The sequence below is a fragment of the Peribacillus sp. 05N428 genome (genome assembly GCF_056397085.1).
Genome location: NZ_JBFTMS010000072.1, coordinates 1 through 11,762, shown reverse-complemented (window position 1 = coordinate 11,762; position 11,762 = coordinate 1). Strand labels below are relative to the sequence as shown.

16 protein-coding genes are annotated in these 11,762 nt (G+C 33.9%); 3 read left to right on the top strand and 13 right to left on the bottom strand.

Translation table 11 applies throughout. The features are described from left to right. Window positions 1-329: 329 nt before the first annotated feature. The 5 genes from AC1DIV_RS28850 to yeiL form a co-directional block, all read right to left on the bottom strand. Window positions 330-1,322: an NADP-dependent oxidoreductase gene (locus AC1DIV_RS28850; RefSeq protein ID WP_340877699.1), complete on the bottom strand. Its 993-nt coding sequence runs from the start codon at window positions 1,320-1,322 to the stop codon at window positions 330-332. 104 nt (window positions 1,323-1,426) lie between these two features. After that, window positions 1,427-2,485 carry an alkene reductase gene (locus AC1DIV_RS28845; RefSeq protein ID WP_340877700.1) on the bottom strand — a complete coding sequence of 353 codons (1,059 nt, stop codon included), beginning with the start codon at window positions 2,483-2,485 and terminating at the stop codon, window positions 1,427-1,429. 14 nt (window positions 2,486-2,499) lie between these two features. After that, window positions 2,500-3,348 carry an alpha/beta fold hydrolase gene (locus AC1DIV_RS28840; protein ID WP_340877701.1) on the bottom strand — a complete coding sequence of 283 codons (849 nt, stop codon included), beginning with the start codon at window positions 3,346-3,348 and terminating at the stop codon, window positions 2,500-2,502. 111 nt (window positions 3,349-3,459) lie between these two features. Further along, window positions 3,460-4,035 (bottom strand): TetR/AcrR family transcriptional regulator, encoded by a 576-nt coding sequence (locus AC1DIV_RS28835; protein WP_323599051.1) that lies wholly within the window; start codon window positions 4,033-4,035, stop codon window positions 3,460-3,462. A 381-nt stretch (window positions 4,036-4,416) separates the two neighbouring features. Next, window positions 4,417-5,088 (bottom strand): transcriptional regulator YeiL, encoded by a 672-nt coding sequence (gene yeiL, locus AC1DIV_RS28830; protein ID WP_340877702.1) that lies wholly within the window; start codon window positions 5,086-5,088, stop codon window positions 4,417-4,419. 77 nt (window positions 5,089-5,165) lie between these two features. On the opposite strand from yeiL, the gene AC1DIV_RS28825 reads away from it, so the two are divergent. Then, window positions 5,166-5,861, top strand: coding sequence for a YjjG family noncanonical pyrimidine nucleotidase (locus AC1DIV_RS28825; RefSeq protein ID WP_340877704.1), 696 nt, complete (start codon window positions 5,166-5,168; stop codon window positions 5,859-5,861). A 2-nt stretch (window positions 5,862-5,863) separates the two neighbouring features. Continuing rightward, on the top strand, window positions 5,864-6,493 hold the full coding sequence (locus AC1DIV_RS28820; RefSeq protein ID WP_095679950.1) for a YczE/YyaS/YitT family protein: 630 nt from the start codon (window positions 5,864-5,866) through the stop codon (window positions 6,491-6,493). A 209-nt stretch (window positions 6,494-6,702) separates the two neighbouring features. On the opposite strand, the gene AC1DIV_RS28815 is transcribed toward AC1DIV_RS28820, so the two are convergent. From AC1DIV_RS28815 to AC1DIV_RS28785, 7 genes are all read right to left on the bottom strand, one after another. After that, window positions 6,703-7,191, bottom strand: a complete 489-nt coding sequence (locus AC1DIV_RS28815) for a GNAT family N-acetyltransferase (RefSeq protein WP_340877705.1) — start codon at window positions 7,189-7,191, stop codon at window positions 6,703-6,705. A 141-nt stretch (window positions 7,192-7,332) separates the two neighbouring features. Continuing rightward, window positions 7,333-7,677: a hypothetical protein gene (locus AC1DIV_RS28810; protein WP_340877706.1), complete on the bottom strand. Its 345-nt coding sequence runs from the start codon at window positions 7,675-7,677 to the stop codon at window positions 7,333-7,335. A gap of 154 nt (window positions 7,678-7,831) precedes the next feature. After that, window positions 7,832-8,260, bottom strand: a complete 429-nt coding sequence (locus tag AC1DIV_RS28805) for a hypothetical protein (protein WP_340877707.1) — start codon at window positions 8,258-8,260, stop codon at window positions 7,832-7,834. 206 nt (window positions 8,261-8,466) lie between these two features. Next, window positions 8,467-8,598: a DUF6254 family protein gene (locus AC1DIV_RS28800; protein ID WP_221408526.1), complete on the bottom strand. Its 132-nt coding sequence runs from the start codon at window positions 8,596-8,598 to the stop codon at window positions 8,467-8,469. Between the two features lie 68 nt (window positions 8,599-8,666). After that, entirely contained in the window at window positions 8,667-8,849 is a 183-nt protein-coding gene (locus AC1DIV_RS28795; RefSeq protein ID WP_034310968.1) for a hypothetical protein, read from the bottom strand. Between the two features lie 300 nt (window positions 8,850-9,149). Further along, a complete protein-coding gene (gene paiA, locus AC1DIV_RS28790; protein ID WP_340877708.1) occupies window positions 9,150-9,668 on the bottom strand; it encodes a spermidine/spermine N(1)-acetyltransferase in 519 nt (172 codons plus the stop codon). A 26-nt stretch (window positions 9,669-9,694) separates the two neighbouring features. Beyond that, window positions 9,695-10,147: a MarR family winged helix-turn-helix transcriptional regulator gene (locus AC1DIV_RS28785; protein ID WP_251543596.1), complete on the bottom strand. Its 453-nt coding sequence runs from the start codon at window positions 10,145-10,147 to the stop codon at window positions 9,695-9,697. 109 nt (window positions 10,148-10,256) lie between these two features. Between AC1DIV_RS28785 and AC1DIV_RS28780 the strand changes: the two genes are divergently transcribed. Beyond that, entirely contained in the window at window positions 10,257-10,901 is a 645-nt protein-coding gene (locus AC1DIV_RS28780; protein ID WP_340877709.1) for a YczE/YyaS/YitT family protein, read from the top strand. Between the two features lie 139 nt (window positions 10,902-11,040). On the opposite strand, the gene AC1DIV_RS28775 is transcribed toward AC1DIV_RS28780, so the two are convergent. Beyond that, window positions 11,041-11,532, bottom strand: coding sequence for a DUF6584 family protein (locus AC1DIV_RS28775; RefSeq protein WP_340878593.1), 492 nt, complete (start codon window positions 11,530-11,532; stop codon window positions 11,041-11,043). Between the last annotated feature and the right edge of the window lie 230 nt (window positions 11,533-11,762).

Here is an 11,762-nt window from a genome sequence, read left to right as displayed (position 1 = left end):
GCTCAAATTACCTTGAAGAAAAACAAAATAACAAAGAATTAAAAATGATCGAATACCTAAAAAAGAAAGGCTATACAATCGCTCCATCTGAACAACAAACTGCATAACCAGTTAAATAACGACATAGTACATTTACCCCCATCAAAAAATGAGAATATGGAGGGTTTATTTTAGCATGGCTTTTTACTATTGTGTTTTCATACAAAAAAGCTGCCTTAAAGACAGCTCTGATCTTCAGCTAACCTGCCCCGTTAGTTCTATTCGCAACCTCGATAAGTTAAAAAAACAAACACTTTCCACCCAAGGAATGGTTTGTTAGATAAGACTGATTATTTCAATTTAAGTATTATTTTTCCCTTTGCTCTTCCAGTCTCTGCATACTCCAATGCTTTTTGGGCATCTTCGAAAATAAAAACTTTATCAAGTGTAGGCTTAATTACTTCTGACTCTAACATTTCTGTTAAAATTTCCAACTGCTCTCCACTATGCTTCATAAAAAGAAACGTGTATTGGACATTATGTTTTTTTTCTAGCTTCGTAAGTTTATAACTTGCAATGGAAAATAAGGTTTTTTTAAATGAGCTAAATCCGTTTTCTTTAGCAAAGCGACCATTCGGGATTCCAGATATAGAAACAATCTTTCCTCCTTTTTTTAATGTTACAAATGATTTCTCTAACGTCGCCCCCCCAATGGTATCAAGAACTGCGTTGTAGTCACGAATCGAATGTTCGAACTTTTCTGTCTTGTAATTATTAACTTCGTCAGCGCCAAGAGATTTCACCAAATCACTACCACCACTAGCTGTAGTTGCGACAAAAGCACCTATATGTTTTGCAAGTTGGATAGCAAATGTTCCTACTCCCCCTGATCCTGCATGTATTAATATTTTATGTCCTTTTTCAATTCGCAGAATATCATGTAAAGCTTGGTAGGATGTCAATCCGACTAGAGGGATGGAGGCGGCTTCTTCAAAACTTAAATTTTTCGGTTTTAATGCAATATCTTCTTGGTTGACAGAGATATATTCAGTAAAAGTTCCCATTTTATTTGCTCTAGGTCGACCATATACCTCATCACCGACTTTAAACTTCGTGACACTAGCGCCTACTTCAACAATTTTTCCAGAAAAATCATTTCCTAAAATTAACGGCATCTTGTATTTCAATAATAATTTTAATTCACCTTTTCGAATTTTTGTATCAAGAGGATTTATACTTGCCGCATATATCTCAACTAAGACCTCATCATTATTCATTTTGGGCATAGGGAAGTCTAAAAAATTTGGTTTTTTACCGTAGTTTTCAATTGCTAGAGCTTTCATTACAATCCTCCACATTTTTATTTAACGCACATGTATCTTTTCATGACGAACCCTAAGAAAAAAGATTATGAATATCCCTGGATGGGATATTCATATTAACTAAATTATTTTAAGAAAGGATAATCTGTATAACCTTCTTTTCCCCCTGCATAGAGCGTGTTTTTATCAGGTTCGTTTAGGGGAGCACCTGATTGAATCCGTTCTACAAAGTCTGGATTAGCTAGTACCCAAGTGCCAACTGTGACAACATCTGCAAAATTATTATCTACATCAGACGAAAGTTGATCTAGAGGACGACCTGGACGGTTAACAAGAAGTGATTGATCCCAAAGTTGACGCACATCTTTTAGGAATTGCTCGTTTCCAAAGTGCATTAAATGCAGATATGCAAGGTTAAGCTTATTTAATTCACTTATTAAATAGCGATACATCTCAAGGCTATTTTCCCCCTCATCAATGCCTTGCAGTGTTCCTTGAGGAGAAAAACGGATGCCTGTTCTTTCTGCTCCTATTTCATCAACAACTGCTTTAGCTACTTCAATAGCGAATCGAGAACGCCCCTCAATCGTACCACCGTATGCATCTTGACGATGATTGGAGTTTTCACTAAGGAATTGTTGGATCAGATAACCATTCGCTCCGTGAATTTCAACTCCGTCTGCACCAGCTTCAATTGCTGAACGTGCTGCTAAACGAAACTCATGGATAACATCTTTTATCTCAAGCTCACTCAATTCTCTTGGTGTTGGAATTTCTTTCATTCCTTCTGCCGTGAAAATTTCTACACCAGGTGCAATAGCTGACGGTGCAACTGCTTGGCGGTGATGAGGTGTGTTATCAGGATGTGATACACGTCCCACATGCATAAGCTGAACAAAAATATGACCGCCTTCACCATGAACTTTAGAAGTTACTTTTTTCCACCCTTTAATATGATTTTCTGTATAAATTCCAGGTGTATTAGTGTAACCTTGCCCATCATCTGAAGGTTGGGTTCCTTCGCTTATAATTAAACCGACTGAAGCACGCTGACCATAGTACTCTGCTATTAGATCGCTCGGCGTACCATCTGGTAAAGCTCTACTTCTAGTCATCGGAGCCATTCCTATACGATTTTTCAAGTCAATGTTTCCGATACGAAATTTTTCAAATAATCTGCTCATATGAATACTCCTTTTTAATAAGAATTAGAATCAAGGAATGAATTTACGTGTTCTGCAAATAGTTCTGGAAATTGAAACAGGTGCCCGTGACCAGAATCAGGATATATAATCAGCTGTGCTTTGGGTAATTTCTCTGTTAAGATATAACTGTTTTTAGTCGGTACCATCACATCATTAACACCATTAGTAACAAGTACAGGGTGTTTGATGTTTTGTAACCATTCATAATCATGATTGGATTTTTGTTTAGCCCATTTTGCAATGGCTTGTAATTGTGCCTCTTTTACTTGTTCTGAACTGTTTACTTTTTTCTGATTAAAAATTCTTTGTAGTGAAGCCATTCCTGCAGATTTACTTGTTTCGGTTCGTCCGTAGAAAAAGAACATAAAATCATTTATTCCATCTTCTTCCGTTCCGCCGTGACGATTCATTCTTTCAAAAATCTCTGGATTTGGATTAATACCAGATTCAGGCGAAGTACCTGCCATAATAATTTTTCTTACTAAATCTCCCTCTTGTAGAGCTAGCTCTTGTGCAACCATGCCACCAATGGAAAAACCAAGAATGTCAACTTGTTCTAATCCAAGAGTTTTTATAAATGTTGCTGTATCTTTTGCCATATCAGCAATTGTAGTAGGCGTTAGTCCATCGGTCTCACCAACCCCTTTATTGTCAAACAAGATTACTGGGCGTGTATTTGCAATAGGTTCAAGCATGTTTGGATCCCAGTTTTCCATCGTTCCTCTAAAGTGAACAAGAAATACTACTGGTATACCATCTTGTATACCAAATTTTCTATATGCGTATCGAGTTCCATCTGCTTCAATAAATTCTGATTCTGTTGGTATTTTAAAGTTAGTCATTATTGTGTTCCTCCTTAGAAATTTAAAAACGGTTTTATAAGTATGCATTATGATGGTTTGTTTCATGTTATTTTTAGAATGAACGTTCTAGAAAGGGTAAAAAAAAGAAAGCTAGTCCAACACTGAAAGTGCTAGAGTGATGATGCCTTCTAATTCTTTTTTATTGTAATTAGTTTTTATTAGTACTCTTATACCTACCAAATTGTTGTGTAAGAAACGAGATGTGTTATCAGAATCGATTTCTTTTGATAGCTCTCCACTAATCTGGCCCCGTTTTATAAGGTTATTAAACATATCTTCAGTACGGTTAAACATATTTGTAACTATGCGTCCAATTTCTTTGTCCAGTAAAGATAATTCTATGGCTGCATTTACTGATAGACAACCTTTTGGGTATTGTTCAATGGAATTCAGTACGAAAATAAACACATCACGTATCGTCTGTTTAATGGATGAAGTGCTACTAATTATGCTTTCCATCTCATTGACGATGAGCTCTTCATAGTGATTAAGGGAAGCTAAAAACAATGAACGCTTGTCACCAAATGTATCATATATACTCCTGCGGTGTATTCCCATATGATCCACCAAATCTTGCATGGATGTTTTTTCATAACCCTGTTCCCAGAAAAGCTCCATTGCTTTTCTTAATACAGCTTTTTCGTCAAACTCTTTACTTCTAGCCATTTTATTTTCTCCTTTAAAAAATCCATGAACCAATACTAACAAAAACAATCGTCATAATCCATTATAGAATGAACGTTCTAAAATAAACACATGAATTTCAAACCATGATTAAATAATACCCTTTTTAGAACGATTAGTAAAGAATTATAAATACCCAATAATACCCAACACATTTGTTACATATCACAATGTTATCCTTTAACTTTAACCTAGGGGTACCGCCAAGCATTTCTTTATTCGTTTAGTTTCTTCAGGATTGTTTTCTTCCACTGTACAATTAATGGATCAAAATCTTTTATATTAGCAAAGCAGTATCCGTTTCTGTGATAAGAAAAAAGTGTAACAACTTGTTTATATTTCAAGTTATCAAATCATACTAAATTAATCCTTTTTTGAACTCAATCTTTCTAACTTTTCTCTATTAATGATATAATATTTCCTTCCTTTTTTTTCTAATAATCCTTCTTCATGGAATTGGTTAAGTGTGTATAATAAATGTCGATAGCTTACCCCCACGTATTCTGCTGTTTCGGTATGCTTCTCTTGAAAGCATCCATTGTTTTCTATTTGAAGAATATATTTGGCCAATCGATTTTTGAATTCATAATCCTGCATATCTGTGTAATGATCCGTTCTTTTAAGTAATTTATCACCTAAATATTTTGATAAATTATGGAGGAAACGATTGTCATTTAACAGATGCTCTTTCGATGAAGCCAATGGAACCGCTAAGCAAGTGCAGTCATTTATAGCCACAACATCTTTTAAATTCTTTTCCACCTCAATCAAGGATAATTCACCAATAAAATCATCTTTCTTTAGAAACTGAATCAGCGCACGTTTTCCATTTTCGTGTACTATATATATTTTTGCCCGCCCATCCAATAATAAAAATAAGTACTGAATATCTTCATCAAAGCGCACTATATATTCATTTGAAGAAAACTTACAAATAAAAGCCTGATGTAAAACTGCTTTCGGAAAAGTTTCTTGAATATCATTATATATATCCACAAAATTTTCAGCGTAATCCTTCAAATTGATTTTTTCCATTTTATCACCTCAATATGAGATATCTCCTATTATTATATTGTTACTTTCGATATATTACTACCAAGAGGTGGATAGGAATGAACAAATACAAACATATTATTTTTGACTTAGATGATACGATACTTGATTTTCAAGATTCAGAAGAAAAGGCTTTAAAACAAATTATTACGCTGTACGAGTTGCCCTATAACAAACAAACAATTGCATGTTATAAGCGCATTAATGATGGATTATGGCATCAATTAGAGGAAGGCTTGATTTCTCGTGAAGAAGTGCTGACAACGCGTTTTTCACTTTTTTTGAAGGAATTTCAAATAGATGAAAACGGAGCAAAAGTTGAAGCTATGTACCGTGAGCATTTAAACCAAGGACATAAGGCCATCACCCATGCACATGAATTATTAAATGCTTTAAGTAAGCAAGATTATAAATTATATATTGGAACAAACGGTGTAGGAAAGACTCAAAGAAAAAGATTATTAGGTGCCAAGCTACAAGGATATTTTGAACAACTTTTTATCTCCGAAGAAATTGGTTATGAAAAACCGAATCCCCAATTCTTTTACTATATTTTTGATGCCCTGCATACAAGCAGTAAAGAAGAATTTTTAATGATAGGTGATCGTTTAACATCGGATATTCAAGGAGCTATCAATGTCGGAATTGATTGTGTATGGTTTAACCCTAAAAGAAGCATGCCTAAATCATGTTCACCTAAGAGCACATATACGATACCAAATTTAATGCAAATAATGGACTTATTAGAGGAATAATCATGAAAAAAGTAATTCAATCGATTCTACTCTATATAGTAAGTGCTATTGGCATTAGTCTTACATTAAAAGCTGATGTTGGTGTCAGCAGTTTTAATGCGATGAATTTATCAATATCTGAATGGACTTCCATCAAAGTTGGCACAATTACATTCATTGCAAATCTCATTTTTCTATTCGGTTATATCTGCCTATGCGAAAAAAAGGATTTTAGAAAATTCACTTTGATGTTCATTTCCAGCTTGTTCTTTGGAATGGTTATTAATTTTTTCCTCTATACTATTTTCGGTACGATTTACGTAGAGAATTATTTAGTAAGAATCGGACTATTTATTTTCGGTGCGATACTAGCCGGTGGAACAACAGGCATTATTTTATCATTAGATATTATTCCTTTTCCTATTGAAAGTTTATGTTTACGAATAGCTGAATTAACAAAACGCCCTTTCTCTCAATACAGATATTGTGTCGATTTATTCTCCATTATTCTATCAATAACAATATCACTACTATACAATTTACCAATCAATATTCGTGAAGGAACGATTATCAGCTTCTTCTTATTGTCCGGCATTATTTCATATACACGATTGAAATTTAAAAACTATCAACAGAAACCACAAACTCAATAAATAGCATAACTAAAAAATAACCTCTTACGGTTGAGAATCCAAAGAGGTTATTTTTATCAAGCTTTAATATAAATTATCGAACTTTATTCTAAATGATCAATCTTTTTTGTAACACTACAGTTACACCAACCTGCCCCGATAGTTGCCATAAGAAAAAGCTGCCTTAAAGACAGCTCCATGTTCAGCCAACGCACCCGTTGTTTATCTGTTTAAATTTGAAAGGATTGAACCAAACATTCTTCATTATCGACAATTTGCTTTTTTTCTTCAAAATCTATATTTAGCTCACTGAAAATCTTTCTCCAAAAAATAACAGCAGGGATATTATTGGCTAATTGAACAACAAAGTAATTACCTTTTTTTTGTTTAAACAATTCCTTTAATAATGATATTGCAGCACCTTTTCTTCTATATTTTTTCAAAATGAAAATATCATTAATGCTGTAATCATAGTCCTTATTTAAAAACGGCCTTTCTAACAGTAATAAAAACCCTGCAATTTTCATATCTTTTTTCAAAAAGTATGGGGTTAATCCTTCCTCCTTCCAAATTAATTCGAATGAATCAAATTCAAATGAACCATCTGTTGATATGTCTAAACCCTCGGTAAACTCCGAAAGGTCATGTAAATAAAGGGAATATAAATTCTGAAGAATATGCTTTTCATCTTTGGAAACGGGGTTGAATGAAACAGTCATTGTTATCCCTCTTTTACCATTAATTAAACTCTTACTTCATTAATTTCGATATAAACTTCCATTTGTCCTTCATGAACTCCCCTGCCCCTGATATTTGCATGAAGAAAAAGCTGCCTTAAAGACTGCTCCGTGGAATAAGGGTTAATGATCTTTATTTGCATACATTCTTGCCATTATCGAAGGTGAAAATTTAATTCTATATTTCCCTTCAAGTTCTTTCTCTGTTTTTTCCGTTAAAGTTAATCCTTGTTTATTGTGTTCTTCTTCAAGTTCAATCCCATTAGGAAGCAATTTATCTTCATCCCAATCAATCCATTCACCATACCTATTTACCCATTCAATCAATTCAGTAGTTAACGTATCTGAAATCGGAAGGTCATCTATATCCAAGTTACAACCACATTGATTGCACCATATAGGGTCCGCCCCAACATCCCCTTCAACTTTCAACTCATATGTTTCTTTTTGTTCACATAAACATTCCATATTATTTTCTGACTCCTCTACTACACGCTTTTTCATTATATTTTACATGACTTTTGTTAAAGTAACCTGTCCTATTAGTTCAATAAGAAAAGCGATTCTTATTAAAGAATCGCTGAGTTTACAGACAAATATCCTCCGAAAAATTGAGGGAACCTCATGCCTTTTCCCTTATCCCTTTTCGATCATGTAAAATTTCTTGAATGATTTCAATATGAACAAAAGACCATGATCTTTCATGAAAGTGAAGAAACACACTTATGGAAAGAATCGAAATATATATTATACTAAAGACGACCCAAAGCAAACTCCCATCTTTAAAAAGGAAATCTTGCAATTGATTTGAAAACAGAAGAAAAAGCCAAGGCCCAGAGGATATTATAATAGGAATGATCCCCGATCCGTTTTTCTCTTTTATCATACAATAATAAACTTTTTTTAACGTATCGCTATCAATCGAACTATAAAAATTTTGAATTTCTTCCACTTCAATCAGTTTTTTCATCCCTTTGAAAGATCGGTCTTTGTATGAGGCTTTTTTTAATTGAAGATAAACTTTATGAGCATCTCCCCGTAATGAAAACATATATCTGATCTTCCCCCCCCTTCCAAAAAACTCCTTACTAAAAGGTTTTGTAATAATCCGCATTTTTATGTAGTCTTTGTCTTTTACAGTATGTACTTAAGGGGATACATACGAATCATTCTAAAAATCCAGCTCATATATAAAAACCTAAAAAGACCATAATCATCGATGATTATGGCCTTTTAGGTAACGAAAAGAGAACCGTTTTACTTAGTTTCAGATTCATTTTTGCCCGTATCTTCAGCTAATTGTTCAAATGAAGGGACCTTACCATGTGGATTCTGCGATTGTTTACGATCTTTCCATTGGCGTTCTTGTTGTCGCTTGGATTGAGTCATCTAAATAAGCTCCTTTACATAAAGTTAAGTAAAAAGTTTGAAGCACGATAAGCGTACTCAAGCAGGCATCAATGCATGCCTTTCCACTCACCTTGATTTTTAGATGCTTTTTCTTTTTTTGCTTTATTTTTATGTGCTTGATTAGCATTTGCACTGCCGAATTCCTTAGAGAATTCAGAATCAGTTTTGCTTGAATCAAACCCTTGTTTGTTTTTTTGATCTGCATCATTTTTCTTTGTTCGTTTTGCCATGTATACCCCTCCTTCTTATCTTTAGTATGAGATCTGAAAGAAGAAATATACTCCGAATAAAACCGGCTGTAGCATGTATCCGTCATGTAATTCGGGTAAATAATAAAGTGAATAATTAGTTCTAATGAGTTCCAATTCGTTTTTAACCGTTCGTGCAGTACCATCCAAAATTATTGAACCTGAGTGTTAAATAAAGGTGGGCTTATATGTTATTTTTTACTCTCTTTTCCATCAGCTCTGCCATTTGTTTGAATTTGGATTTCCTTCATTATTTATCAATGATGCACCTTTCAAGATAAATTATATGAGTGTTTTGGTCATTATAAAGTCCGTTTGTTCTTCATCACCCATATAAAAAGAGTGGGCTCCAGTTTGAACAAACCCAATTTTCTTATAAAAACCAATGGCATTTTCATTTTTTTCCCATACGCCCAGCCAGATTTTCTTTTTATTACGTTCCATCGCAATGTCCATTGCTTTATTTAAAAGATATTTACCCAGCCCATGTTTTTGAAATTTGTTCTTTATATAAATCCGCTCGACTTCAAGTGAATCATCACCCATTTCTTCAGTCTGAGCATCATTGGTATTGACCTTTAAATATCCAGCGACTTCATTATTAAAATAAACAAAAAAGAATTGCGAAGAAATATTGGATAATTCTTTTTCTATTTGGTTTAAGTTAAATGCCCTTTCCAAATAGGCATTCATATTTTCGGGTGAATTCTGATGCTTAAATGTCTCATAAAATGTTTCATAACTAATTTCTTGGAGAATGCGCGAATCGTCTAGGGTACACTTTTTAATATTTGCAGTCATTTAAATATGCCGCTCCTTTATAATAATCAATAATTTCTCTTGTTTCCCTTTTTTACAAATTCCCAGTCTTTTTCTACATTTTTTCTTACTCTGTGAAGAAGATCGGAAATGGTTACTACTTCTCTTTCCGAAAATCCCTCTAATGCAACGATATTGGAGTAATCATTTTCTCTTTTTATAAAAGGATAAACATTTTTTCCTTTCTCCGTTGGAAAGAGCTTTTTAATTTTTTTGTTGTGTTTATCTTCTTTCTTTTCAATAAAGCCATTGATTTCAAGTTTTTTTATAGCACGAGCTGCTGTTGTTCGATCTACTTTTATCATCTCAGCTAACTTTTCCTGAATGATTCCTGGGTTTTCACATATTCGCACAAGGTACAAATACTGCCCTTTTGTAAGGTCATGTTCTTTAAATTCGATATTGCTTATGGAATCTAATGCCCTTGCTATCATTCCAATTTCACGAAGAATTTCCTTCATAATGAACTCCTCAGCACGTATTTTTGTTGCAAATGCAATAAAAATGACCTATATTAAATTTAACTTAATTTTGTTGCGTTTGCAACAAAAAAATAAAGGGGGCGGTATAGTGAAATATGTTTTTTATGTATTAGGAATTTTAGTATTAACCCTTGGTATTTCTTTCACTATACAATCAGATCTTGGGACTTCACCATTTGATGCACTTTTGGTGGGACTATCCATAAATGCGGGGCTTACTGTGGGAAGTTGGGAAGTCATAATAGCTTTGATCATGATATGTTTTAATTCATTTTTAAAAAGGCAAAGACCAGAAGTTTTGGGGTTGTTAACAGCATTTATAACGGGGATCGGGATTGATATGTGGCTTTTTTTATTGCACGATTTGATAACACCTGAACTATGGTACAGCAAAGTTATTTGTTTTGGAATCGGCTTGGTTGTTATAGGATTAGGAACGGCAACATATTTACACACAAATTTTGCACCGATTCCAGTTGACCGATTAACATTAATCATACAAGAATTAACGAAAACAAATATATTTTTTTCGAGAACAGTCATTTACCTCGCATTCTTGATAATGGCAATGATTTCAAATGGACCAATTGGCGTTGGAACTTTATTAACCGTTTGTTTAGGCGGGCTGATACTCAATTACTTTATGCCATTTACTGAAAAAGTATTAGACCGCGTATTAACACAACCTAGTACATCACCGAATTATGATAAAGATAAAAAACATTCCATATAGAATGATTTTTATCTTTATCGTTCAACTAACCTGCTCCTAAAAAGACTGCCAGCGATGGCAGCCAGAATTAAAAAAAGTAACGCACCCGTTAGGTAAAGAAAAAGTACTATAAAACTCTCTTATAAAGCAAGATTACGGATCAAAAAATCCAGGTGAAAAAAGCGTAAACTCCGACTAATGCAAAGAGAATTGTTAATATGATTATTGAGAAGCAACCCAAACTAACCAAATTATCTTTTAATAGATCGTCAGGTTGTTCCAGCAGACTCTCTTTCACTTTATTTTGTATAGGCGAAATTACCTGATCCAATTCCAGTTTTATTAAAATTTCACTATCACCTTTAAATTTCAGAGCTCGTGCTATTCTGAAAGGATCGTTTCCCATAGATTTTTCGAACAAAATACACGCTTTTACCATCTCTGATGTCTTATTCTTTTCTAAATACCAATAACGACCTGCCATTGAAGGGTATTTCAATGCAAAATAGATGTCCCCCAGCTTTCTGCGCAGTTCTAACTCATTAGGATAGGTCGAAATTAACCCATGTAGCCTATCCCTTGCTTTCCCTAAATCATTTTTTTCAATGTCTTCTTCTATCTTCTTAATCGTTTTAACAGGTATCTTTTCTATACAAACACCTCATTATCTTTTCTTTATAGTCTTTATTTCTAGATCGTTCAAAATAGTTCCTTCTCCAACAACCTGCCCTTTTAGTTGCATAATCGAGTAGAGGGAAAATAAATGTATTATTTTCGCCCCTCTCACAACACCGTACGTACGGTTCGCGTATACGGCGTTTCAATTTATATTACAGTGTGTACTTTTAGATAATGCTCTAAAGCAGAGGGGACTCCCCTCTG

Bases quoted from the DNA above. Each gene is read 5' to 3' on its own strand.
- AC1DIV_RS28850 (WP_340877699.1), bottom strand. From the start codon at position 1,322: ATGAAAGCTCTAGCAATTGAAAACTACGGTAAAAAACCAAATTTTTTA.
- AC1DIV_RS28845 (WP_340877700.1), bottom strand. From the start codon at position 2,485: ATGAGCAGATTATTTGAAAAATTTCGTATCGGAAACATTGACTTGAAA.
- AC1DIV_RS28840 (WP_340877701.1), bottom strand. From the start codon at position 3,348: ATGACTAACTTTAAAATACCAACAGAATCAGAATTTATTGAAGCAGAT.
- AC1DIV_RS28835 (WP_323599051.1), bottom strand. From the start codon at position 4,035: ATGGCTAGAAGTAAAGAGTTTGACGAAAAAGCTGTATTAAGAAAAGCA.
- yeiL (WP_340877702.1), bottom strand. From the start codon at position 5,088: ATGGAAAAAATCAATTTGAAGGATTACGCTGAAAATTTTGTGGATATA.
- AC1DIV_RS28825 (WP_340877704.1), top strand. From the start codon at position 5,166: ATGAACAAATACAAACATATTATTTTTGACTTAGATGATACGATACTT.
- AC1DIV_RS28820 (WP_095679950.1), top strand. From the start codon at position 5,864: ATGAAAAAAGTAATTCAATCGATTCTACTCTATATAGTAAGTGCTATT.
- AC1DIV_RS28815 (WP_340877705.1), bottom strand. From the start codon at position 7,191: ATGACTGTTTCATTCAACCCCGTTTCCAAAGATGAAAAGCATATTCTT.
- AC1DIV_RS28810 (WP_340877706.1), bottom strand. From the start codon at position 7,677: ATGGAATGTTTATGTGAACAAAAAGAAACATATGAGTTGAAAGTTGAA.
- AC1DIV_RS28805 (WP_340877707.1), bottom strand. From the start codon at position 8,260: ATGTTTTCATTACGGGGAGATGCTCATAAAGTTTATCTTCAATTAAAA.
- AC1DIV_RS28800 (WP_221408526.1), bottom strand. From the start codon at position 8,598: ATGACTCAATCCAAGCGACAACAAGAACGCCAATGGAAAGATCGTAAA.
- AC1DIV_RS28795 (WP_034310968.1), bottom strand. From the start codon at position 8,849: ATGGCAAAACGAACAAAGAAAAATGATGCAGATCAAAAAAACAAACAA.
- paiA (WP_340877708.1), bottom strand. From the start codon at position 9,668: ATGACTGCAAATATTAAAAAGTGTACCCTAGACGATTCGCGCATTCTC.
- AC1DIV_RS28785 (WP_251543596.1), bottom strand. From the start codon at position 10,147: ATGAAGGAAATTCTTCGTGAAATTGGAATGATAGCAAGGGCATTAGAT.